Origin of the sequence: Kitasatospora sp. LaBMicrA B282, assembly GCF_050325825.1 — a bacterium.
In the GTDB taxonomy this organism is placed as follows: Bacteria; Actinomycetota; Actinomycetes; order Streptomycetales; family Streptomycetaceae; genus Kitasatospora.
On sequence record NZ_JBNQTI010000004.1, the window covers coordinates 46,764 to 70,008 of the forward strand.

Consider the following 23,245-nt stretch of genomic DNA (forward strand, 5'->3'; position numbering starts at 1 on the left):
GACCATCAGCCGACCACCGGCCGATCGTCAGCCGCCCACCGCCGGGGCCACGGCGGGGCCCGCCCCCGCGTCCGCCCCGGCGGCTGCCGCCCGACTGGCGAGGATCTCGTCGATGTGCGCCACCGACCACTGCGCGATCGCGGTGGTCAGTGCGCCGGCCTGGACTCCGAGCGGCGTCAGCGCGTACTCCACCCGCAGCGGCGAGGTCGGGTACACCGTGCGGACGACCAGCCCGTCGCGTTCGAGCGCGCGGAGCGTCTGGGTGAGCATCTTCTGGGTGATGCCGTCGAGGCGGCGCAGCAGCTCGTTGAAGCGCAGCGCGCTCCCCTGCTCCGCCGCCTCGCGCAGGGCCGCCATGGCGTACAGCGTCCACTTGTTGGCGAGCAGTTCGACCACGGTGCGCGTGGGGCAGTCGCGCCGGTAGACGACCTCCGGGCGCGCTGCCCCGGGCCGCTCCCCCTCGATGGTTTCCATGGGGTACCTAGGTATCAGAAAGGTACCTACTGTTCAAGGGATACGTGCTGCGACCAGGATGGCTCTCGCGCCGGCATCGGCCCGGCGCGACCGACCGTCACGAGGGGGCAGCGTCATGTCCGAGCACACCGTCTTGTCCGAGCACACCCGGCAGCACGACACGACCGACCGGTCCGAGGGCCGGCGCATGCTCGCTGTCGTCCAGCACGACTTCGGCGGCCCGGAGGTGCTGCGGCCGGCCGAGGTGGCACGGCCGGTGCCGGGCCCCGGGGAGGTGCTGGTCCGGGTGGCGGCCGCGGGCGTCAACCCGGCCGACTGGCGGATCCGCTCGGGCGAGGTGCGCCGCTTCGGCGAGCCGCCGTTCACCCTGGGGCTCGACCTGGCGGGCGAGGTGGCCGGGCTCGGCCCCGAGGTGTCCGGCTTCCGGGTGGGCCAGGCGGTGCTGGGGATCGCCTTCCCGCCGCACGGCGCGTACGCCCAGTACGCGGTGGTGGCGCAGGAGCGCCTGGCCGCGGTGCCGGCGGGGCTCGACCTGGTGCAGGCCGCCGCACTGCCCACCGCCGGCCTGACGGCCTTCCAGGCGCTGACCCACGTCGCCCCGGTGACGGCCGGCCGACGCGTGCTGGTGCACGCGGCCGCGGGCGGCGTCGGGCACCTCGCGGTGCAACTGGCGAAGGCGCGCGGCGGGTACGTGATCGGCACCGCGCGGGCCGAGAAGCACGCGTTCCTGCGGCGGCTGGGGGCGGACGAGCTGATCGACCACACCCGGCAGGACTTCGCGCAGGCGGTCCGGGACGTCGACGTGGTGCTGGACCCGATCGCCGGCGACTACGGCCCGCGTTCGCTGGCCGTCCTCGCCCCCGGTGGCACCCTGGTCGACGTGCGCGGCACCGGCCCCGACCGGACGGTGACGCGGGCGCTGGCGGCCGAACGCGGCCTGCGGTACGTCGAGTTCGGATTCACCCCGGTGGGTGCGGACCTCGCGCAGCTGGCCGCGCTGGCAGCGGACGGCCGGGTCCGCCCGGCGCTCGCCGAGGTGCTCCCGCTGACCGAGGCGGCGGCCGCGCACCGGCTGAGCGAGACCGGCCGGGTGCCGGGCAAGATCGTGCTCACCGTGTGACCCGACCGCTCGCACCTGGCGCCGCCGCGTACCCGCCGCGTACCGGCCGCGCATCCACGACGCCACGCACCCGCCGCTCACCCACTGCGTGGCCGGGCCGCGCCCGCCGGCTCGACCGGCTCCCGCACGGCGAAGTCCCGCTGGCGGATGAGCAGGATCGAGAGCAGGCCGCCGACCAGCGCGAGGACGGCGGTGACCACGAGCAGGTCGTCGAGTGCGCCGGTGAAGCTCGAGCGGATCGCGGTCTGGAGTTCGGCGCGCGACGACGGGGTGAGGGAGCCGGTGACCGTACCGGGCCGGCCCTGGCGGACGGCGTCGACGATCTGCCCCGCGCGGTCGGCCAGCGGCGTGGCGGCGAGCGCGTGGGTCAGCTGGTGGCGCAGCGAGGTGGTGAAGATCGAGCCGAGGGCGGCGATGCTGGTGGCGAGGCCCACCTGGCGGAAGGTGGAGTTGATGCCGGAGGCCATGCCCGCCCGCTCCGGTTCGACCACGCCGATGGCGGTGGACGCCAGCGGCGGGTTGACGAATCCGGCACCGATGCCGGAGACGAGGAAGCCCGGGACCAGGTGCGTCCAGCTGCTGTCCGCGTGCAGGCCGGTCATCAGCAGCAGGCCGACCCCGACGGCGAGCAGGCCGGGCCCGATCAGCCAGCGGGCGGGCACCCGCTCGCTCCACCGGCCGGCCACCGTGGCCGCCACCAGCATCGCCCCGCTGGTGACCAGCAGGCGCGCCCCGGTGGCCAGCGCCGAGTAGCCCAGCACGTTCTGCAGGTAGAGCACCAGGTACAGGTACATCGCGAAGAGCGAGCCGTTCATCGCGAAGGCCGCGCAGAGCCCGCCGACGAAGGTCGGCTTGCGGAACAGGGCCAGGTCGAACATCGGGTCGGCGACCCGGAGTTCGGCGAGCACGAAGCAGACCAACAGCGCGCCGCCGGTGGCGAAGGCGGTGAGCGCTCCGGCGTCGCCCCAGGTGGTCTCCCCCGCCCGGATCAGGCCGTAGACCACGCCGACCAGGCCCGTGGTCAGCAGGGCGAACCCGGTCAGGTCGAGCCGGCCCGGGTGGGCCGCGCGCGACTCGTCCACCCGCCACCGGGTGATCGCCAGCGCGGCGACGCCGATCGGGACGTTGACCAGGAAGATGCCGCGCCAGCTGATCCCGGTGGTGATCACGCCGCCGAGGATCGGGCCGAGCGAGACGGCCACCCCGGTGATCGCGCCCCACACCCCGAAGGCGACGCCGCGGTCCCGGCCGCGGAAGCTGTGGCCGAGCAGCGCCAACGAGGTGGCGAACATGATCGCGCCGCCGACGCCCTGCCCCGCCCGGGACAGGATCAGCATCGGCGCCGACTGGGCCAGGCCGCAGAGCAGCGAGCCGGCGGTGAAGATCACCAACCCGATCGCGAACAGCCGCCGGCGCCCGTAGCGGTCCGCCAGCACGCCGGAGGTCAGCAGGAACGAGGCCAGCGCGAGGGCGTAGGCGTCGACCACCCACTGCACGTCGCTGAACCCGGCGTGCAGCGCGCGCTGGATGTCGGGCAGCGCGACGATCACGATCGTGACGTCGAGCAGCAGCATGAAGGTGCCGACGCAGACCGCCAGCAGGGTCCACCACTTCTTCTCCACGGCGCTCCGCCTCCTCGCCCGCGGCCGGGCGCCTGCGGTGCCGGGCCGCGGGTGCCCGCGCCGGTCGGCGCCGGTCGGTCACCGGCGCGGACGGACCGTACTGCGGGCTCACCGGCGCCGCGCGACGGCCGACTCCGGTTCGACTCCGTCGGCGACGTCCGGTCCCATCGGGGGCAGGTACCCGCAGAACCGGTGGTCACACTCCGCGCGGCCGCGCAAGCGGGCACGCGGGCGGGCGCACGAGCAGGCGCGCAACAGGACTCCGGCCGGGGCGGGGCGGACCATGGAGGGAACGGCGGGCCGCGGCACGCCGAGCGGGCGAGGGAGGTGGCGGACGTGTCGAAGCGACCCAAGCGGCTGGGCCCCGCGGACGCCGCGCTGGCCGCCGGCGGCCTGCTGGACCTGCTCGGGGTGGCGGCGGTCGTGCTGGACGGGCGCGGCCGGATCGCCTTCTGGAGCCCGCCCGCGGAGGAGCTGTTCGGTTTCAGCGGGGTGGAGGCACTGGGCCGCTCCGCCGCGGACCTGCTGGTCGAGCCGGAGCGGCGGGCCGAGGTGCTGGAGGCCTTCACCCGGGTGATGGCCGGCGAGGGCACCTGGGCCGGGGCCTTCCCCGCCCGGCACAAGGACGGGCACACCGTGCTGGTGGAGCTGCGCAACATGCGGCTGCAGGCCGACTCCGGCACCTGGTACGCCCTCGGCATCGCCTCCGCCCGCGAGACGCTGCGGCGCGTGGAGCGGGACCTGGCGCTGTCGGCGCGGATGGTCGGCCAGGCGCCGACCGGCCTCGCGGTGCTGGACACCGACCTGCGGTACGTGCTGGTCAACCCCGCCCTCGAGACGATCAACGGCACCTCGGCCGCCCAGCACCTGGGCCGCACCCCGGCCGAGGTGCTGCCGTTCCTGGACGTCGCGGCGATCGAGGACCGGATGCGGCAGGTGCTGGCCACCGGGCAGCCGGTGCTGGAGGAGTTCACCACCGGCCGGGTGCCGCACGACGAGGACCGCGAACACGCCTGGACCTCCTCGTTCTTCCGGTTGGAGGACCAGACCGGGCGGGTGATCGGGCTGGCGATCTCGGTGGTGGACGTCACCGAACAGCACCAGCAGGCCCTGGGCGCGGCCCGGGCCCGCCGCCGGCTGTCGCTGATCGCCGACGCCTCGATCCGGATCGGCACCACGCTCGACCTGGCCGCCACCGCCGAGGAGCTGGCGGACGTCACCGTCCCGGAGCTCGCCGACATCGCCGCCGTCGACCTGCTGGACGCCGTGCTGCCCGGCACCCCCGGCACGGGCACCGAGACGGGCCGGCCGCGGTTTCGCGCGATGGCCGTCAAGGCCGCGCACGCCACCCCCGCGACCGACGCGGCCGACCCGGTCGGCGAGGTCACCCACTACCCGCCGCAACGGCTCGTCGCCCAGTGCGTCGCCACCGCGCGGCCCATCGTGGTGCCGCACGTCCAGGAGTCGGACCTGCGGCGGATCGCCCGCGACGAGCGGGCCGTCGAGCTGCTGAAGCAGGCCGGCCTGCACTCCTACCTGGCAGTGCCACTGATCGCCCGCGGCTCGGTGCTCGGCGCCCTCGACCTGAAGCGGACCCGCAACCAGGCCCCGTTCGACGCCGACGACGTGCTGCTGGCCACCGAACTCGCCGTCCGCGCCGCCGTCGCCATCGACAACGCCCGCTGGTACCAGCGCCAACGCCAGACCACCCTCACCCTCCAACGCCACCTGCTGCCGCCGCAGCAGACCGCCGCGACCCCGGGCCTGGCCGTCGCCCACCGCTACCAGCCCGCCGACGCCGCCGACGAGACCGGCGGCGACTGGTTCGACGCCATCCCGCTGCCGGGCGAGCGCACCGCCCTGGTGGTCGGCGACGTGATGGGCTCCGGCCTCAACGCGGCGGCCACCATGGGGCAGTTGCGCACCACCACCCGGGCGCTGGCCCGCCTGGGCCTCGACCCGCACGAGCTGCTCGCCCAGCTGGACGAGACCGCCCGCGACCTCGGCGACGCGCTGGCGACCTGCCTGATCGCGGTCTACGACCCCGCCACCCGGCTGTGCCGGCTGGCCAACGCCGGGCACCTCCCCCCGGTGCTCGCCCGCCCCGGCCGGGCCCGCACGGTGGCGCTGGACACCGGCGCCCCGCTCGGCGTCGGCGGCGTGCCCTTCGTCAGCACCGACCTGACGCTGCGGCCCGGCGACGACTTCATCCTCTACACCGACGGCCTGGTCGAGGTCCGCGACCAGGACATCGACCTGCGCCTGCACGCCCTCACCGACCTCGCGGCCGGCCCGCGCCGCCCGCTGGAGGACACCTGCGACCTGTTCCTGACCGCGCTGCGCCGCCCCGACACCCAGGACGACGTGGCCCTGCTGATCGCCCGGGTGCTGGCCCCGACCGAGGGCGGGCGGCGGACGGACTGACCCCACTGCCGGGGGCGGGTCCGAGGTGTGGGAGAGTCAGCAACCGTCGCCCACACCGTTCGTACCGTTCGCACCACCCGAATCGTACGGCTGAGCCCTCAGGAGCCGTTCCGTGTCAGACGGGATCACCCTGCGCCCCGTGACCGCCGACGACCTCGACCTGTTCGAGCGCGAGTTCAGCGGGCCACAGGGGGCCGGCCCGTACCAGTGGTTCGGCTTCGGCTCACCGGCCGGCCTGCGCCGCCGGTTCGCGGAGACCGGGCTGCTCGGCGCCGACGGCGGGGTGCTCTCGGTCGCCGAGCAGGGCGTCACGGTGGGCCGGGTCGAGTGGTTCCCCGGCAGCTGGGGGCGGCCCGAGACCTCCGCCTGCTGGACCCTGGCGATCGGCCTGGTGCCCGCCGCGCACGGCCGGGGCATCGGCACCCGCGCCCAACGGCTACTCGCCGAGTACCTCTTCGACCACACCAGGGCCGAACGCCTGCAGGCCTGGACCGACTGCGCCAACCTGGCCGAGCAGCGCGCCCTGGAGAAGGCCGGGTTCGTCCGGGAAGGCGTGCTGCGCTCCGCCCAGTGGCGTGGCGGCCGCTGGCACGACCAGGTCATCTTCTCGATGCTCCGCACCGAGCGCTCTGAAGGGTGAGCGGGTGACCCCCGCTCCGCGCCCGGCCGATGACGCCCTCCCGCGCCGTGTTCAACGGCCGGTGAGGGTGTCCACCTCGGCGGCGTAGAGCTCGGCGGGGTCGAAGCCCATGCCGGTGAAGTGGCCGGCGAGTTCGAGGGACAGCACGCCGTGCAGGCGGGTCCAGAAGGCGAGCGCGCGGCGGAGATCGGCCGGGGTTGCCGGGTGGTCCTGGGCCCAGCCGCGGTGCTCGGCCAGGTGGGCGTCGAGGGGGGTCGCCGGGGTGGTCGGCGGCGGCGCGGCGGTGCAGGCGTAGAGGAGGATCGCCATGATCTCGGAGGCGATCCGCGTGGTGTCCTCGGGTGCCTGGTAGCCGGGCACGGGGGTGCCGTAGACGAGCAGGTACCGCTGGGGGTCGTCCAGGGCCCACCCGCGCAGCGCCAGGGCCAGGTCGCCGAGGTCGGCGCCGGCCACCGCGCGGGCCCGGAAGGTGTCGGCGAGGCTGCGGTAGGCGTCGGTGATGAGCTCGGTGATCAGGGCGTCCCGGTTGGCGAAGTACCGGTAGAGCGCGGGGCCGCTCATCCCGACCTGCTTGGCGATGGCGTTGAGGGAGAGCGCGGACGCCCCGGCGGTGGCGATCTGCTCCCAGGCGTACTTCTTGACCTCCTCCCGGACCTGCGCCCGATACCGCTCCCGTGGCGTCCTCGCGTCCGACTCGACCATGTCCACTCCCGCTTCGAGGGTCCAGTACCACCGTTCAGTTAGAGGCTATCACGAACGCTCTTGACTCTCGCTGCACTGTGGTTATACCTTCTAACCAACGAGAGAACTTCTCTGAACAGGAGCTCACCATGAACACCGACCAGCTGGTCCAGGTCGTGCTGCCGGGCACCGTCGCCCCGGAAGGACTGGAGATCCGCCGCGGATCGGTCCCGGTCGCCGGCCGCGGACAGCTCGTGATCGCCATGGAGGCGACCGGCGTCTCGTTCGCCGAGCAGCAGATGCGCCGCGGGCGGTACTACGACCAGCCGCCGTTCCCCTTCGTCCCCGGCTACGACCTGGTGGGCCGGGTCGTGGCGACCGGCGAAGGCGTCGACCCCGCGCTGGCCGGTCGGCGGGTGGCCGCACTGCTGAAGGTCGGCGGGTGGGCCAGCCACGTGCTGGTCGACGCCCGGGACGCGGTCGAGGTGCCGGACGGGCTCACCGCCGCCGAGGCCGAGACCGTGGTCGTCAACGGGATCACCGCCTGGCAGATGCTGCACCGCAAGGCGCGGGTGCGGGCCGGGCAGACGGTCCTGGTGCACGGCGCGAGCGGCGGCGTGGGCTCGGTGCTGACCCAGCTGGCCCGGGCGGCGGGCGCGACCGTGATCGGCACCGCCTCGGCCCGGCACCACGACGCCCTGCGGGAGCTGGGCGTCACCCCCGTCGACTACCGGGCCGGGAAGGTCGCCGACCGGGTCCGGGAGCTGGCCCCCGGCGGGGTGGACGCGGTCTTCGACCACGTCGGCGGGCAGAGCGTGATCGACTCCTGGCAGCTGCTCGCCCCGCGCGGCACGCTCGTCGCCTACGGCAGCGCCTCCACCCGTGACGACACCGGCTCCAAGCAGTGGCCGGTGCTGAAGATCCTCGCCCGCACCTGGCTCTGGAACACCCTGCCCAACGGTCGCCGGGCCTCCTTCTACAACATCTGGGCCGGCCGCGCGATGAGCGGCGACCGCTTCCGCGCCCGGCTGCGGGCCGACCTCGGCGAGGTCTTCGCCGCCCTGCACCGCGGCGAGGTCACCGCCCGGATCGCCGCCCAACTGCCGCTCACCAGCGCCGCCGAGGCGCTGCGCCTGGCGGAGTCCGGCACGGTCACGGGCAAGGTCGTGCTGACGCCCTGACCGGGCCGACGGTGTCAGTCCGTGTGGATGTGGTTCTGCCAGTCGCCGGGCACCCGCTCGGCCGGGCCGGGCGTGGTCTGGGTCCGCGGGTGGTGCTGCGGCGGCGCCAGTTCCGGCCCCTCGCCGAACATCTCGTTGCTGCGGTAGTCCCAGAACCAGTCCTCGTCCGGTTCGAAGCTCCGCATGAACGGGTGCCCGGTCTCGGCGAAGTGCCGGGAGGCGTGCTGCGCCGGCGAGCTGTCGCAGCAGCCGACGTGCCCGCACTGGGCGCAGCGGCGCAGGTGCACCCACCAGCCCCGCGCCGCCTCGCACTCCACGCAGCCGGGCCCGCTGGGCGGCACGGTCGGGTCGATGCCTTCGATGGCCTGCGACATCACGGTCCTTCCCCACGGGCCTGCGGTTCGCCTGCATGCTGTCACGAGCAGCGACCGGCCGGTGGGCGGCTCGCCAGCGCGGCGGCGCGGCGCTCCCCGCGATCCCGGGGCCCAGGGCCCGGTCAGACTCCCGGGCCCGCGCCGTCCAGGGTCAGCTGCAGGCGGCCTTCGGCCTTGTCGTACTCGAAGAGTTCGCCGTAGCGGCCCCAGTCGATGGCGGTGTCGAGCTGGCGGCGGGCGTCCTCGTCGGAGAAGGCGCGGTGCAGCAGGTCGAGGAAGAGGCCCTCGCGCAGGACGTGGTCGGCGGTGCTGGTGAGGGCCTGGACGATGGCCCGGACCAGCGGGGCGTGCGCCAGGGCGTGGCGGGCGAAGAGCTGCTTGCTGGTGAGGATGTCGGCCTCGGCCAGTTCGCGGCCGGCCGGGGTGAGGGCGATCCGCGGGCCGGTGGTGCGGGCCAGGTCCAGCAGCACGGCGGCGTCGACCAGCGGCAGCAGGTCGTCCACCTCGAAGCTGAGCTCGTCGGCGAGTTCGGCCAGCCCGTCCTCGCCACCGCGGGCGGCGAGGATCTCCAGCAGCCCGGAGAGCCCGCCGGGGCTGACCACCGGCAGCGGGGTGCCGGTGGGCGTGGCGGGCGTCGCGGGACCGCCCGGCACCGTGTCGGCCGGCCGACCGCTCGTCGGGCCGCCCGGGACCGCGGCCCCCGGTCCCTGCTCCCGGCCGGTGAGGATGCCGTAGACGGTGTCCACCAGCGCCTCGAACTGCGGGGTGCGCCGGTCCCGCGGGCGGGCCAGGTCGACCTCGAGCTCGGCCCGGATCCGGCCGGGGTTGGAGGAGAGCACCAGGATCCGGTCGGCCAGCAGCACCGCTTCCTCGATGTTGTGGGTGACGATCAGCACCGACTTCACCGGTGCCTCGTGCCCCTCCCAGAGGCCGACCAGCTCGTTGCGCAGGTTCTCCGCGGTGAGCACGTCCAGCGCGGAGAACGGCTCGTCCATGAAGAGCGCGTCCGGCTCCACGACCAGGGCCCGCGCGAAGCCGACCCGCTGGCGCATGCCGCCGGACAGCTCCTTGGGGTAGGCGCCCTCGAAACCGTCCAGGCCGATCAGGTCGATCGCCTTCAGCGCCCGCTCCCGCCGCTCCTCGGCGCCGATGCCGCGGGCCTCCAGGCCGAGTTCGACGTTCTGCTGCACGGTCAGCCAGGGCAGCAGCGCGAAGGACTGGAAGACCATCGAGACGCCGGGGTTGGCCCCGTTCAGCGCCGTGCCGCGGTAGCTGACGGTGCCGCTGGTGGGTGCGATCAGGCCGGCCAGGCAGCGCAGCAGGGTGGACTTGCCGGAGCCGGACTTGCCCAGCAGGGCGACGATCTCGCCCTCGTGCAGGGTGAGGCCGACCGAGTCCAGGACCGGCAACGCGGTGCCCTCGGGGCTGGTGAAGGTCTTGGTGACGTCGGTGGCGTTGATGATCGCGGGGGTGCGCGCCGGGGCGGTCGCGGGCGTGCTCGGGGTCGTGCTCGGCTGGGTGCTCATGGGGTGTCCTGATCGGGCTCAGAGGGCGTAGCGGGTCTGGGCGATGCGGTAGAGGCGGCGCCAGACCAGGCGGTTGAGGGCGACCACGTAGACGATCATGACGAGCACGCCGACCAGGATCCGCGGGTGGTCGCCGGTGCCGGTGGCCTGGGCGATGTAGGCGCCGAGGCCGTAGCCGGTCAGGTGGCGGTGCCCGTAGTCGACGACCTCGCCGACGATGGAGGCGTTCCAGGCGCCGCCGGCCGCGGTGATACCGCCGGTCACGTAGTAGGGGAAGACCGCCGGCAGGATGAGGGTGCGCCAGCGCAACCAGCCCCGGACGCCGAGGTCGGTCATCGCCTCGCGCAGGTCACCGGGGATCGCGGAGGCGCCGGCGATCACGTTGAACAGGATGTACCACTGCGCACCCAGCGCCATCAGCAGCACCGAGCCGAAGTCCAGCGAGATGCCGAGCGCGACGAAGCCCGCGATGGCGAACGGGAAGAGGAAGTTGGCGGGGAAACTGGCCAGCACCTGCACCACGGGCTGGGCGTAGCGGGTGACCCGCGGGTTCATCCCGATCCACACCCCGATCGGCACCCAGACCACCGTGGCGACGACGATCAGCACCAGGACCCGGCCGAAGGTGGCGGCGCCGAGCGCGGCCGCGTGGCCGAACTCGCCGAGCCCGACGGTCGCGGATATGTAGTCGTAGGCCTCGCGGCAGCCGTAGAGCACGCCGGCGCCGACGGCCGTCCAGAAGAGCACGTCCCCGGCCCGGGTGCGGCCGAGCGGCCGGGTCAGCGGGTGTTCGGCCAGGCCGAACGGGCGGGTGAGGCGGGCCAGCAGCGTGCCGACCGGGCGCAGCGCGCGGCCGAGCAGGTCGGGCAGCACGGAGCGGCGCAGCAGGTCGAGGACCAGGCTGCGCGGCTTCTCGCCGGCCTGCGACTCCTCGACCCGGAAGCGTTCCGCCCAGGCCGTCATCGGGCGCCAGAAGAAGAAGTTGACGCCGACCACCATGACCACCATCACCGCGATGGCGATGCCGATCTCGCCGAGGTCGCCCTTGGCGGCCGCGGCCGCCGCGTAGGAGCCGATGCCGGGCAGGGCGTACTGCCGGTCCAGCACGCTGATGCTCTCCGAGGCCGCGAGGAAGAACCAGGCGCCGCCGAAGCTCATCATGCCGTTCCAGACCAGCGGGATCATGCCGCTGGGCACGTCGAGCTTCCAGAACCGCTGCCACTTGGTCAGCCGCATGATGCGGGCCGCCTCGTCCAGTTCCCGGGGCTGGCTGACCAGGGAGTAGTAGAACGCGAAGGTCATGTTCCACGCCATCGCGGTGAAGACGGCGAACACGGACGCGCACTCCAGCCCCAGTTCGGAGCCGGGGAACAGGGCGATGAAGGCGGTGACGGTGATGGAGAGGAAGGCCAGCACCGGGACCGACTGGAGGATGTCCAGGACCGGCAGCAGCACCTTCTCCGCCCGCCGCAGCCGGGCCGCCGCGCTGGCGTACAGGAAGGTGAAGAGCACCGAGGCGACCAGCGCCGCGAACATCCGCAGCAGCGAGCGCGCGGCGTAGAAGGGCAGTTCGGCCGGGTCGGTCGAGACCTGGGCGCGGGCGCTGCCCGGCAGGAACGGCACCCCGAGCGAGGGCGCCAACCGGGCGAGCCCGTAGAGCACGGCCACCAACGCCAGCGCCACCACCGCGTCGACCGGGCTCAGCCCCGGCCGGCGCAGCACTCCCCGGGCCGGCGCCCGCTCCACTGCTGCCACTGCACCCCTCCACCGACAGGCCGTGCCGGCGCCCGGCGTGCGGTGACGGCATGGTTGATCTCCGCCGACGGCACAGTCGATCTTGGGGCAGCCGGCGCCTCGCAAACCCTAAGGGCGGCCGTGCCTCGCGATGCCGCCCGAGGAGGGTTTCGGGCCGGATCCCTGACGGTATCCGTACGCCGGACCGGGCACCCGGGCCTTCGGGCGTCAGGGTGCCGTTCGGATTCGTGCCCGGCGGATCAGGACCGCGTCAAGACGCCCGCGGGTCCGGCGGGCGCGTGATTGCGTTGGGCGGCACACGCGTGCTCCGCGTGTCCTTGGCGAAAGGCTGAGATGGTCGACAGTGACCCCGGTGGGTCGGCTCCGCAACATCGCGTCGTCGTCGGGGTGAGTGGCTCGCTGGGCAGTCTGGCCGCCCTGCACCGGGCCGTGCTGGAGGCCCGGTACCGCGCGGCGCAGCTGCTCGTGGTGCACGCCTGGGAGGCGCCCGGCGGCGAACGCGGCTACCGGCGCTACCCCGCCTCGCCGCTCCTGGAAGCCGCGTACGCCGCCGCTGCCGAGACCCTTGACGAGGCGTTGGCCTGGGGCGGGAGCGCCGGCGCGGGAGACGTCGCACTGGTCGGCGAGCTGGTGCGCGGGGCACCGGGCGCGGCGCTGGTCGCCGCCGCCGACCGCGAACAGGACCTGCTGGTGGTGGGCGCGGGCGGCGGACTGCTGCGGCGCGGGCTCTGGCCGTCGGTGGCCGGGCACTGCGTGAAGCGCGCGCGGGGTGCGGTCCTGGTGGTGCCGCGGCCGCCGCTCCAGCGCGAGCTGGAGTCCTTCCGGCGGCGCGTGCGGTGGCACCTGCCCACCGAGCCGGTGCCCGGCCGCTGAGACGCCTGCCGGGGTGCGGCGCACGGAACCTGCCGGTCCGGTGCGCCGCACCCCCGCTCACCTCGCGGTCAGCTGTTGCTCGATGCCCCAGAGGTCCAGCTGCGCCCACTGGCCGGTCACCAGTTGGTCGCGCACGTGGACGATGCGGATGGCCTGGAAGGAGATCCGCCGACCGGTGGCGGGCCAGTCGAGGAACCGTCCGACGTGGGTGGCCTCGACCCGGAACCGGATGGTGACGGCCTCCCTGCCCTCGACCACCTCCTCCTCGTGCATCTCCAGGTCCTGCCAGGGCTTGACCATGTTCTTCTCGTAGTGGCCGAGCGCCGTCCCGAAGTCGGTGAGCCAGTCGGTCAGGCCCAGGCACTTCTCCCGCCAGTGCGCGGCGTCGATCAGCCGGGTCGCGCCGGCCAGGTCGCCCGCCAGCAGGCAGTCGTTCCAGGCCCGGTAGGTTTCGAGGGGGGTGCGCTCAGCCATCGAAGACTCCCGCCGTCTGCCGCCAGATCTTTCCGTTCCTGATGACCATCGTGCCGATGGCCTCCTTTCGGGTTCCGCCCAGTTCCAGCACTGCGCGGTAGAGCAGGGTGTCGCAGGACTCGGTGCACTCGCTCAGCTCGACCAGCCGCGGGCGCAGCGCGAGGTACCGGGCGAATGCGGCCCGGATCCGCTCGGGTCCGCGGAAGACGCCGTCCGACCTGAGCAGTTCCGCGTCCGCCGCGTAGTTCGCCAGCAGCGCGTCCAGGTCGCCGCGGCCGAGTGCGTCCAGCTGCCGGGTGAGGACGGTGTGCACGGTCGAGGGACCGGGGGTTGTGGTGCCGGGGGCGGTCACGGGGTGGGGCCTCCTTGCTCGGTGATCGGGCACCGGGCCCGGCTGCCGGCGACCGGGAGCCGGACCACCAGCCAGGTGGCCCCCGGCGCGGAGCGGGCGTGGATCGATCCGCGGTGCAGCTGGGTGACGATGCGGTAGGACAGGTGCAGCCCGAGACCGGTGCCCTTGCCGACGTCCTTGGTGGTGTAGAAGGGTTCGAAGATCCTCGGCAGGGCCGTGGCGGCGATCCCCGGGCCGGTGTCGCCGACCGAGACCGCCAGGCAGCTGCCTTCGAGCCGGGTGCGCAGGGTGAGGGTCCCGGTGCCGGCCATGGCGTCGAGCGCGTTGTCGATGAGGTTGGTCCACACCTGGTTGAGTTCCGTCGGGTGGCCGGTCACCGGCGGGAGGTCCGGCGCGTAGTCGCGCACGGTCCGTACTCCCGTCAGTCTCGGGCGCAGCATGGCCAGGGTGGCCTCCAGCCCGTCGACCACGGGGAACTCCTGTTCCGGGGCGCGGTCGAGGTTGGCGTAGTCCCGGGTGGCGGCCACCAGGGCGGAGATCCGTGGACCGGCCTCCTGGAGCTGTGCGGTGAGTGCGCGGGCCTCCACCAGTGCGGCGAGGTGGTCCAGCCCGGGCGCGACCACCTCGCATCCGACTGATGGCCCCAGTTCACCGAGCCGCCCGGCGAGCCAGCAGCGGTCCAGGCCGCGTTCGGCCAGGGCCGTGGCGAGCGCCGCAGGGCGGCTCGCGCCGCACCGTGCGGCCCAGTCCGTCAGGTCGTCCTCGGCCTCCGCCAGCGCGAGCGGGTCGGTCCCGGCCGCCGGAGGCGTGCGGGTGATCCGGTCGAGCACCGCGTCCAGCACCTGCCGTTGTCGCGGGTCCGCCACGGCGCCCCAGGTCGACGCCGTGCCGGTCAGCCGGTCGAGCGCCGGAGCGAGGTCCTGGGCGGCCCGGACGACGGCTGCGGCCGGGTTGTTGAGCTCGTGGGCCAGACCGGCCGCCAGCGTGCCGAGCGCCTGCACGCTCGCCCGGCCGCTGGCCTGCGCCTGGGAGGAGGTGATCCGCCAGGCGAGGACCGGCAGCAGCACCCGCGCCACGCTCGGGCAGCGCGCCAGCAGGTCCAGGAAGACCCCTCTGGCGCAGCCGAGCACCACGGTCGGGCCGACCGCGGTGGCGGTCGCCAGGTAGCCGCCGCCGGTGAGCAGCGGCAGCTCGCCGGTGAACCGGTGCGCCGCCGGCGGCTTGGCGTCGTGGTCGTCGGCCGCCAGCGGGCGGGTGCTGTGCCGGGTGAGCAGTTCCTCGCGGCCGTCGATCCGCTTGGTGACGAGGAGTTCGCCCTCCAGCAGTACGTAGAAGTGGCCGGCCGGTTCGCCGTCCCGGAACAGCACCTCGCCGTCGGTCAGCGTCCGTCGTTCGGTCACGGACCAGAGCCAGGCCAGCTGACCACCGGTCAGGTCGGCGAAGATTTCCACGTCGCGCAGCCGCTCGGGCCCGCCCGCCGACGGCACCGGGCCTCCGGACCCGACGCGCTCCGCTGCCCGCGGGTTCACCGCGCCCCGACCAGGGTGCGGTGAACCGGGAGCGGCGGGTACCCGGGCCGGCCCTGCCGGGCGAGCACGCAGACGGCGTGCGCGATCGAGACCAGGGTGGCGTGGTGGTGCCAGCCCCGGAAGGTCCGCCCGGCGAAGTCGCGGGCGCCGACCCGGTCACCGACCTCGAACAGGTCCCGGGAGACCCGCCGCGCCAGCTTCGCGGTCCGCAGCACCGTGGCGGTCGGCAGGTGGCCGAGGTTGGACAGCCAGAACTCGGTCGGCCGGGCGCTCAGCGGGTCGCTCCAGGCACCCACCAGCAGGTACGGGCGCAGCCCGGTCCAGCCACCCGCTCGGTCGGCCGGCGCCGGGAGCCCGACCCGCACCCCGACCACCCGGGCGCTGCGCTGCACCAGCCCGCCGAGGTCCCGCCAGTCCACCACGCCGGCGCGCTCGCGCAGCGCCCCGATCAGCCGGCTCGCCGGGAGCACCCGGGTGCCGCCGGCGGACTCGACCACCGGGAGGGTGCCGTCGATGCGCAGCACGAAGGGGATCCGCCGGGCGGTGAAGGCCGCGGTGACCTCGAAGACGTCCGGCCCGGGCACCGCCATGACCACGGGTCTGGCCGGCAGCCCCCAGTCCTCCGCCATGGTGAGGACCGCCTCCACCGAGCACTGGACCGGGGTCAGTGCCCTGGCGTGCTCGGGGATGGCCGCCCGCCGGCGCTGTTCCCGGTCGGCCACCCAGCCGACGGGCAGCGCGAGTTGCCAGTCCACCGGGCAGCTGGCCCGCTCGGCGGCCAGCCAGACGCTGGTGCTCTGCTGGCAGTTGGCCATCCGGCCGAGGCCCGGGACGAACTGGCGCTCCACTCCCACCGAGTGCCGGCCGGCCTTGAGCACGGTCAGCGGTTCGACGACCCAGGCCGCCGGCCGGATCTCCCGGTCGAGGTGGCGCGCCAGCGACTGGCGCACCGGCTTCCACTGCCAGGGAGAGGTGCTGATGAACTGTTGCAGGCTCTGCATGGCCGCACTGCCCTCGGCGGCGGCAATCCCCTGGATCGTCTTGCGCCCCTGCGTTCGGAGCAGCCCTCGCACGTACAGCTCGCCCCAGCGGCGCTGGTCGCTCCGGGGGACCGAGGCCAGCAAGAGGCCGCAAAGATCGTCCACGTGGTCCTGGGACACGCTCTGCGGAGCGCAATTTCCGAATATCGCGTCCACATACATCCCTCCCTGCCACCATCATTCGGATACGAATGCAATCGGAAAGCATTTCCCCGGACCGTGGCGTCCGATGAATCCACGAACCTCGTCCGGCGGCCTTCCCGCAAACCCTCCCTCCGTGGCCCTTGTTCGGCCTCCATTAAACCGGATCGACCAGCTCGCGGCAGGGGCGCGACGGCCGTCTTAACGCCCCCCTAAGGGGGTGGCGGGCAACTCGACCAACCCTGCCGACGGTGTGTATTCCAACAGAACGGCGGCCACAGAAATACCTAACAAACCGCCGGACGAAATTTGACGGCCCAGCCACGGCGGTGTTAGGGGATAACCGGCGACCCGTCCGGTCCATACCTCTGAGGAGGTCCGGCGCGCCCTCACTCCCGGGCCAACGCCGCCTCCTCGTGGTCGAGTTCGTGCATCACCCGGCGCAGCACCTCGTCGTTGATCCGGCCCTGCCGGCGCAGCCGGACGAACACGCCGCGCTCGGTGGCGAGCATCTCCCGCCGCAGCCGCCGGTAGGCCGCGGTGGGCGGCTCCGGCTGCCCGTCCGCCGCCACCCGCTCCCACGCGCTGAACCGCCGGTGCTCGGCCAGGTCGCGCAGCCGTTCCAGCACCGGCTCGGGCGGGTCCTCCCGGCCGCTGCCGATCAGCTCCTGCAACCGCGACCAGGCCGCGTCGGCGGCCGTCTCCTGCGCCACCGCCTCGGCCAGCGCCTCCTGGTGCTCCTCGCGGTGCTCGCGCAGGCCGAGGCGGCGGACCAGGACCGGGAAACTCGGCGCCTGGAGCAGCAGGGTGCCGAGCACGGCCGTGAAGGCGAGGAAGCGCACCAGGTCCCAGCGCGGCAGGTCGAGGGGGACGGCGAAGGCCGCCGCGAGCGAGACCACTCCCCTGGTGCCTGCCCAGCTGATCGCCGCGGGGTACTGCCAGGGCGGCGCCGGGTCCCGGGCCCGGACCCGGGCCGAGAACAGGCGCGGCAGGTAGGTGGCCGGGAAGACCCAGGCGATCCGCACCAGCAGCAGGGCGGCCAGCACGGCGCCCGCGTACCAGAGCAGCACCGGATCCGAGCCGGCGTGCAGCTCGCGCAGCACCGGGCGCAGTTGCAGACCGATCAGGGCGAAGCCGACGGCCTCCAGCACCCCGGTGACCAACGTCCAGGTGGCCGCCTCCTGCAGCCGGGCCCGGTGCGAGGACCCGGTGGCGCGGTGACCGAGGTGGAGCCCGGCCACCAGCACCGCCAGCACGCCGGAGGCCCGCAGCGACTCGGCCAGCGCGAAGGCGGCGAACGGCACCACCAGGGACACCGCGTTCTCCGCCACCGCGTCGTCCAGCCGGCGCAGCAACAGCCCGGCCGGCCTGGCCAGCAGCAGCCCGACCAGCACGCCGCCGCCGGCCTGGTAGAGGAACTCGCCGACCCCCTGGAGCAGCGAGGTGGCCCTCCCGGCGGCCAGCGCGACGGTGAACCGGAAGACCGTCATCCCGGTGGCGTCGTTGACGATGCTCTCCGCCACCAGGATGGTGACGATCCGCCGGGGCAGCCGCAGCCGCCGGGCGACCGCCACCTCGGCCCCCGCGTCGGTGGGGGCTAGGATCGCGCCGAGCACGAAGGCCGCCGTCCAGGGCAGCCCGGGCACCACCGCACGGGCGACCAGCCCCACCGCCAGGGTACTGGCCAGCACCAGGCCGACCGAGAGCAGGCCGATCGGCCGGGCGTTGGCCCGCAGGTCCAGGTAGGAGCTCTCCCGCGCGTCCGCGTAGACCAACGGCGGGGTGAAGACCAGCAGGGCCAGGTCCGGATCCAGGTGGTAGTCGGGCAACCCCGGCAGGAAGGAGGCCGCCAGCCCGGCCGTGACCAGCACCAGTGGTGCCGACCGGCCGACCCGCCGGGCCAGCACCGAGACCAGTGTCGCCCCGCAGACCAGCAGCAGCACCGCGGTCACGGCCGCACCCCGGCGGCGGGCACCTCGGCACGGTCGTCCGGGGCCAGCCAGAGGGCGCTGTGCGCGGGCAGCAGCAGGGCGGCGCTCGCCGGGTGGCCCTGCCAGGGGCGCGGTTCGGCCCGGATGCCGCCGAGGTTGCCGGCGCCACCACCGCCGTAGCCGTGGGCGTCCGTGTTGAGCACCTCGCGCCACCGGCCGACCGCGGGCAGGGCGAGCCGGAAGCCGGGGCGGGCCTGCCCGGAGAAGTTGTACACGCAGACCAAGGGCCGCCCTGCGGAGTCGTAGCGGATGAAGGAGAGCAGGTTCTGCTCGGCCGCGTCGGCGTCGATCCAGCGGAAGCCGTCGGGCGCCCGGTCCTGCTGCCAGAGTGCCGGGGTGGCGCGGTAGATCCGGTTGAGGTCGCGGACCAGCTCGTGCACGCCTCGGTGCTCGGCCCGCTCCAGCACCGCCCAGTCCGGTCCGGCCTCGTGGCACCACTCCGACGGCTGCGCGAACTCCTGTCCCATGAACAGCAGTTGCTTGCCGGGGTGGGCCCACTGGAAGGCGAGGTAGGCGCGCAGGTCGGCGAACCGCCGGCGGCGCTCGCCGGGGATCCGGCCGAGCAGCGAGCCCTTGAGGTGGACCACCTCGTCATGGCTGATCGGCAGGACGTAGTGCTCCGAGGCGGCGTAGGCCATCGGGAAGGTCATCCCGGTGTGGTGGTGGCGCCGGTGCACCGGGTCCTGGCCCAGGTAGTCCAGGGTGTCGTGCATCCAGCCCAGGTTCCACTTGAAGTCGAAGCCGAGGCCGCCGTGCTCGACCGGCCTGGTGACGCCGTCCCAGGCGGTGGACTCCTCCGCGACGGTGAGCACGCCCGGGCAGCGCCGGTGCAGCACCGTGTTGAGCTCGCGCAGGAAGGCGACCGCCGCCAGGTTCTCCCGGCCGCCGTGGTCGTTGGGCAGCCACTGGCCCGACCCCCGCGAGTAGTCCAGGTAGAGCATGGCGGCCACCGCGTCCACCCGCAGGCCGTCGACGTGGAACTCCTCGCACCAGTAGAGCGCGTTGGCCACCAGGAAGTTCCGCACCTCGGGACGGCCGTGGTCGAAGACCAGGGTGCCCCAGTCGGGTTGCTCGGCCCGGCGCGGGTCCGGGTGCTCGTAGAGCGGGCCGCCGTCGAACCGGGCCAGCGCGAAGGCGTCCTTGGGGAAGTGGGCGGGCACCCAGTCGAGGATCACGCCGATGCCGTGCCCGTGCAGCCGGTCGATCAGGTACCTGAGGTCGTCCGGGTCACCGAGCCGGGCGGAGGGCGCGAAGTAGGAGGAGACCTGGTAGCCCCAGGAGCCGCCGAACGGGTGCTCGGCCACCGGCAGCAGCTCGACGTGGGTGAAGCCCAGCTCGGCCACGTAGGCGGGCAGTTGGTCGGCCAGCGCGCGGTAGGACAGCCCGGGCCGCCAGGAGCCGAGGTGGACCTCGTAGACGCTCAGCGGGCGCTCCTGCGCGGCCGGACCGGCGGCGCGCGCCGCCGACCAGGCCGCGTCCTGCCACCGGTGGTGCGAACGGTGGATCCGGGAGGCCGTCCCTGGTGGGCACTCGGCGGCGAACGCGAACGGGTCGGCCTTCTGCCGCCACCGGCCGTCCGCGCCGAGGATCTCGTACTTGTAGAGATCGCCGGTGTGGGCCTCCTCGACCGTCAACTCCCAGACGCCGGAGGAGCCGCGCCGCGACAGGGCGTGGGCGCTGCCGTCCCAGCCGTTGAAGTCGCCCACCACCCGCACGGCCCCGGCACCCGGAGCCCACACGGCGAAGCCGGTGGCGCCGGGCCCCGGATGGGCGCCCAGCACCTGCCAGAGCCGCTCGTGGCGACCCTCGCCGATCAGGTGCAGGTCGAGCTCGCCGAGGATCGCCGTCACCGCGAAGTCCTGGTCAGCGGACGGACGGTGAACAGGTGCGCGACCTGCCGCCGCGGATCGAGCCGGACGTAGTTCGCGCGGCCCCAGCGGTAGCGGGCACCGCCCAGTTCGTCACGGACCTCGAAGCCCTCGTCCTCGCCGAGGCCGAGGGCGGCCGCGTCCAGGGTGACCGTACCCTCTTGCACCCGGTGCGGGTCCAGGTTCACCACCACCAGCACGACGTCGGCGGCGGCCGCCGAGCGCTTGGAGTAGCAGAGCAGCTGCTCGTTGTCGCAGGGGTGGAAACGCAGGTTGCGCAGCTGGTGCAGCGCCGGGTGCGCCGCGCGCAGCCGGTTGAGCGAGGTGAGGAACGGGGCCAGCGAGCGGCCCTGCGACTCGGCCGCGGCCCAGTCCCGCGGCCGGTAGGCGTACTTCTCGGAGTCGGCGTACTCCTCGCTCCCCGGCGCCGCCGGCGTCGCCTCGCAGAGTTCGAAGCCCGCGTACACGCCCCAGCTCGGCGAGGCGGTCGCGGCCAGCACCGCCCGGACCTGGAAGGCTGCCCGGCCGCCGTCCTGCAGGTAGGACGTGAGGATGTCAGGGGTGTTGACGAAGAGGTTGGGCCGCAGGTAGTCGGCGGTCGCACTGCCGTCGAGCCCGGCCAGTTGGCCCAGGTAGTCCGTCAGCTCGCGCTTGGTGTTGCGCCAGGTGAAGTAGGTGTAGGACTGCTGGAAGCCGATCCGGGCCAGCGCGTGCAGCACGGCCGGCCGGGTGAAGGCCTCGGCGAGGAAGAGGACGTCCGGGTCGGTGGCGCGGATGTCGGCGAGCAGCCGCTCCCAGAACGGGACCGGCTTCGTGTGCGGGTTGTCCACCCGGAAGATCCGCACGCCCTGGCCGATCCAGTACCGCAGTACCCGCGCGCACTCGCGGTGCAGGCCCTCGGGGTCGGTGTCGAAGTCGACCGGGTGGATGTCCTGGTACTGCTTGGGCGGGTTCTCGGCGTGGGCGATGCTGCCGTCCGCCCGCTGCCGGAACCACTCGGGGTGCTCGCGCACCCACGGGTGGTCCGGGGAGCACTGGAGGGCGAAGTCCAGTGCGACCTCCAGGCCGAGGCCGCGGGCCACCTCGACGAAGTGGCGGAAGTCGGCGGGGGTGCCCAGCTCCGGGTGCACGGCGTCGTGGCCGCCCGCGGCCGACCCGACGGCCCAGGGCGAGCCCGGATCGTGCGGCCCGGCGGTGAGGCTGTTGCCCGGGCCCTTGCGGTGGCTGGTGCCGATCGGGTGGATCGGCGGCAGGTAGACCACCTGGAAACCCATCGCGGCGACGGCCGGGAGCCGGCGCTCGGCGGTGCGGAAGGTGCCGGAGCGCGGCGGCCGCCGCCCGGCGGGGTCGAGCACGGCGCCCTCGGAGCGCGGGAAGAACTCGTACCAGGCACCGTAGAGCGCCCGCTCCCGGTCCACCCGCAGGGGGAACTCCGGTGTGACGGTGAGGTGTTCGCGCAACGGGTGGGCCACGAGCGCAGCGCTCACGCTCGCATCGAGCGCCGCGGCCAGGCGGCGGTCGGCCGGACGGGTGGTGTCACGCACCAGGTCGGCGGCTGCCAGGCCCGCGCGGTCCAGCAACCGGGCGCCCTCCTCCAGGGTCAGGTCCACCTCGAGCCCGGCCGGGACCTTGACCAGCGCCGCCCGCCGCCAGGTGGCGAACGGGTCGCCCCAGGCCTCCACCCGGTAGCTCCAGTCACCCACCCGGTCCACCGTGATCTCGGCGGCGAACCGGTCGGTTCCCCGGACCCGTTGGACCATCGGCACGGCGGACAGCTCCTTGCCGTCCGGATCGGTCAGCACCAGCTGGGCGCCGACCTCCTCGTGGCCCTCCCGGAAGACCGTCGCGGAGACCTCCAGCGGTTCGCCGGGCACCAGCCGGGCCGCCCGCTGACCGCCTGCCACCGCCGGCCGGACGTCGGTGATCGGGATGCGCCCCATCGTCTCGGTGGTCAACGGACCCGACTCCCTTCGCTCGTGTCGGCCGATCCGGCCAGTGCCCGGTAGACCCGGTCGGTCCGCGCCGCGGCCGCCGCCCAGGAGAAGCGCTCGACCGCCCGGCGCCGCCCGGCCCGGCCCATCCGGTGGGCCCGCCGCGGATCGGCGAGCAGCTCGTTGACGTGTGCGGCGAGGTCCTTGGCGAAGGCCTCCGGGTCGGCCGGCTCGCCGTCACCGCCCGGCCGGGCCCCGACCGGGACCAGCAGGCCGGTCTCCCCGTCCGCGACCACCTCCGGGATGCCCCCGACGGCCGTGGCGACCACCGGCGTCTCGCAGGCCATCGCCTCCAGGTTGACGATCCCCATCGGCTCGTAGACCGACGGGCAGACGAACACCCGGGCCAGCGAGAGCAGTTGGCGCAACGCCCGGCGGTCCAGCGGCTCGCTCACGTGGACCAGGTCGGCGCCGGTGCCGGCCGCCTCCCGCGCGAGCGCCTCGAACTCCGCGGCGATCTCCGGCGTGTCGGGTGCGCTGACGCACATCACCAGCTGGGTCCCGGCGGCCAGCTGCGGCGCGGCCCGGAGCAGGTGGCGCAGCCCCTTCTGCCGGGTCAGCCGCGCGACGCAGGCGACGGTGGGCCGGTCGACGCGGACCCCGAGCGGGGCAAGTGCGTCGCGCTCGGCCACCGGGCGGAACTCGGCGGTGTCGATGCCGTTGTGGATCACCTCGACCCGGCCGGGGTCGAGCTCGGGGTAGCAGCGCAACAGGTCCGCCCGCATCGCGCCGGACACTGCGATCACCCGGTCGGCGGCCGCCAGGGCGGTGCGCTCGCAGAACGAGGAGAGCGCGTAGCCGCCGCCGAGCTGCTCGGCCTTCCAGGGCCGCAGCGGCTCCAGGCTGTGCGCGGTGACCACGTGCGGGGTGCCGTGCAGCAGCTTGGCCAGGTGGCCGGCGATGTTGGCGTACCAGGTGTGGCTGTGCACCACGTCGGCCCCGGCGCAGCCGGCCGCCATCGCGGCGGCGGTGCCGACCGCCTGGAGCGCGGGGTTGGCCCCGTCCAGTCCGGCCGGCACCGGGTGCGCGGTGACGGCGGGCCCGGGGCGGGGCTCGCCGAAGCAGTGCACCCGCAGGTCCAGCAGCCGCCGCAGCTCGCGCGCCAGTTCCGCCACGTGCACGCCGGCGCCGCCGTAGACGTGCGGCGGGTACTCCCGGGTGAGCAGGTCGACCCGCAGGCCGGTCCCGG

The 23,245-nt window shown here is 74.2% G+C and carries 19 protein-coding genes; 5 read left to right on the forward strand and 14 right to left on the reverse strand.

The genetic code is table 11. The features are described 5' to 3' along the window. Positions 1–27: 27 nt before the first annotated feature. Positions 28–474, reverse strand: a complete 447-nt coding sequence (locus ACQRUO_RS02080; protein WP_428313915.1) for a winged helix-turn-helix transcriptional regulator — start codon at positions 472–474, stop codon at positions 28–30. Positions 475–589: 115 nt separating this feature from the next. On the opposite strand from ACQRUO_RS02080, the gene ACQRUO_RS02085 reads away from it, so the two are divergent. Next, positions 590–1,594 (forward strand): NADP-dependent oxidoreductase, encoded by a 1,005-nt coding sequence (locus ACQRUO_RS02085; protein WP_428313916.1) that lies wholly within the window; start codon positions 590–592, stop codon positions 1,592–1,594. A gap of 77 nt (positions 1,595–1,671) precedes the next feature. Here the strand turns inward: ACQRUO_RS02085 and ACQRUO_RS02090 are convergent, their stop codons facing one another. Beyond that, positions 1,672–3,216 (reverse strand): MFS transporter, encoded by a 1,545-nt coding sequence (locus ACQRUO_RS02090; protein WP_428313917.1) that lies wholly within the window; start codon positions 3,214–3,216, stop codon positions 1,672–1,674. A 336-nt stretch (positions 3,217–3,552) separates the two neighbouring features. Between ACQRUO_RS02090 and ACQRUO_RS02095 the strand changes: the two genes are divergently transcribed. Together ACQRUO_RS02095 and ACQRUO_RS02100 are read left to right on the forward strand one after the other, a co-directional pair. Further along, positions 3,553–5,640, forward strand: a complete 2,088-nt coding sequence (locus ACQRUO_RS02095; RefSeq protein WP_428313918.1) for a SpoIIE family protein phosphatase — start codon at positions 3,553–3,555, stop codon at positions 5,638–5,640. Positions 5,641–5,752: 112 nt separating this feature from the next. After that, on the forward strand, positions 5,753–6,280 hold the full coding sequence (locus ACQRUO_RS02100) for a GNAT family N-acetyltransferase (RefSeq protein ID WP_428313919.1): 528 nt from the start codon (positions 5,753–5,755) through the stop codon (positions 6,278–6,280). 51 nt (positions 6,281–6,331) lie between these two features. Here ACQRUO_RS02100 and ACQRUO_RS02105 read toward each other — a convergent pair whose 3' ends face one another. After that, the gene (locus ACQRUO_RS02105) at positions 6,332–6,982 is read right to left on the reverse strand and encodes a TetR/AcrR family transcriptional regulator (protein ID WP_428313920.1); all 651 of its coding nucleotides are present in this window, start codon (positions 6,980–6,982) and stop codon (positions 6,332–6,334) included. A gap of 128 nt (positions 6,983–7,110) precedes the next feature. On the opposite strand from ACQRUO_RS02105, the gene ACQRUO_RS02110 reads away from it, so the two are divergent. Beyond that, complete coding sequence (locus tag ACQRUO_RS02110; protein WP_428313921.1) at positions 7,111–8,142, forward strand: medium chain dehydrogenase/reductase family protein; 1,032 nt, start codon at positions 7,111–7,113, stop codon at positions 8,140–8,142. Positions 8,143–8,156: 14 nt separating this feature from the next. Here ACQRUO_RS02110 and ACQRUO_RS02115 read toward each other — a convergent pair whose 3' ends face one another. The 3 genes from ACQRUO_RS02115 to ACQRUO_RS02125 all read right to left on the reverse strand — a co-directional run bounded on the left by ACQRUO_RS02115 (position 8,157) and on the right by ACQRUO_RS02125 (position 11,797). Continuing rightward, positions 8,157–8,516 (reverse strand): UBP-type zinc finger domain-containing protein, encoded by a 360-nt coding sequence (locus tag ACQRUO_RS02115; protein WP_428313922.1) that lies wholly within the window; start codon positions 8,514–8,516, stop codon positions 8,157–8,159. Positions 8,517–8,638: 122 nt separating this feature from the next. Next, positions 8,639–10,042: a nitrate/sulfonate/bicarbonate ABC transporter ATP-binding protein gene (locus ACQRUO_RS02120; protein WP_428313923.1), complete on the reverse strand. Its 1,404-nt coding sequence runs from the start codon at positions 10,040–10,042 to the stop codon at positions 8,639–8,641. A gap of 18 nt (positions 10,043–10,060) precedes the next feature. After that, positions 10,061–11,797 carry an ABC transporter permease gene (locus ACQRUO_RS02125; RefSeq protein ID WP_428313924.1) on the reverse strand — a complete coding sequence of 579 codons (1,737 nt, stop codon included), beginning with the start codon at positions 11,795–11,797 and terminating at the stop codon, positions 10,061–10,063. A 333-nt stretch (positions 11,798–12,130) separates the two neighbouring features. Here ACQRUO_RS02125 and ACQRUO_RS02130 point away from each other — a divergent pair, with 333 nt between their 5' ends. Next, a complete protein-coding gene (locus ACQRUO_RS02130) occupies positions 12,131–12,670 on the forward strand; it encodes a universal stress protein (RefSeq protein ID WP_428313925.1) in 540 nt (179 codons plus the stop codon). A 57-nt stretch (positions 12,671–12,727) separates the two neighbouring features. On the opposite strand, the gene ACQRUO_RS02135 is transcribed toward ACQRUO_RS02130, so the two are convergent. The 8 genes from ACQRUO_RS02135 to glgA all read right to left on the reverse strand — a co-directional run bounded on the left by ACQRUO_RS02135 (position 12,728) and on the right by glgA (position 23,234). Further along, a complete protein-coding gene (locus tag ACQRUO_RS02135; RefSeq protein ID WP_428313926.1) occupies positions 12,728–13,144 on the reverse strand; it encodes an ester cyclase in 417 nt (138 codons plus the stop codon). Next, positions 13,137–13,496 (reverse strand): nuclear transport factor 2 family protein, encoded by a 360-nt coding sequence (locus ACQRUO_RS02140; RefSeq protein WP_428313927.1) that lies wholly within the window; start codon positions 13,494–13,496, stop codon positions 13,137–13,139. Before ACQRUO_RS02140 ends, ACQRUO_RS02135 begins: the two co-directional genes overlap by 8 nt. Continuing rightward, the gene (locus tag ACQRUO_RS02145; protein WP_428313928.1) at positions 13,493–14,983 is read right to left on the reverse strand and encodes a sensor histidine kinase; all 1,491 of its coding nucleotides are present in this window, start codon (positions 14,981–14,983) and stop codon (positions 13,493–13,495) included. The genes ACQRUO_RS02140 and ACQRUO_RS02145 overlap by 4 nt, the downstream gene beginning before the upstream one ends. A gap of 38 nt (positions 14,984–15,021) precedes the next feature. Continuing rightward, a complete protein-coding gene (locus tag ACQRUO_RS02150) occupies positions 15,022–16,221 on the reverse strand; it encodes an IS701 family transposase (RefSeq protein WP_428313991.1) in 1,200 nt (399 codons plus the stop codon). Between the two features lie 374 nt (positions 16,222–16,595). Continuing rightward, the gene (locus tag ACQRUO_RS02155; RefSeq protein ID WP_428313929.1) at positions 16,596–18,158 is read right to left on the reverse strand and encodes a Na+/H+ antiporter; all 1,563 of its coding nucleotides are present in this window, start codon (positions 18,156–18,158) and stop codon (positions 16,596–16,598) included. After that, the gene (gene glgB / locus ACQRUO_RS02160) at positions 18,155–20,047 is read right to left on the reverse strand and encodes a 1,4-alpha-glucan branching protein GlgB (RefSeq protein WP_428313930.1); all 1,893 of its coding nucleotides are present in this window, start codon (positions 20,045–20,047) and stop codon (positions 18,155–18,157) included. Before glgB ends, ACQRUO_RS02155 begins: the two co-directional genes overlap by 4 nt. Beyond that, positions 20,044–22,005, reverse strand: coding sequence for an alpha-1,4-glucan--maltose-1-phosphate maltosyltransferase (locus ACQRUO_RS02165; RefSeq protein WP_428313992.1), 1,962 nt, complete (start codon positions 22,003–22,005; stop codon positions 20,044–20,046). The genes glgB and ACQRUO_RS02165 overlap by 4 nt, the downstream gene beginning before the upstream one ends. Positions 22,006–22,016: 11 nt before the next feature. After that, positions 22,017–23,234, reverse strand: coding sequence for a glycogen synthase (gene glgA / locus ACQRUO_RS02170; RefSeq protein WP_428313993.1), 1,218 nt, complete (start codon positions 23,232–23,234; stop codon positions 22,017–22,019). Positions 23,235–23,245 lie beyond the last annotated feature (11 nt).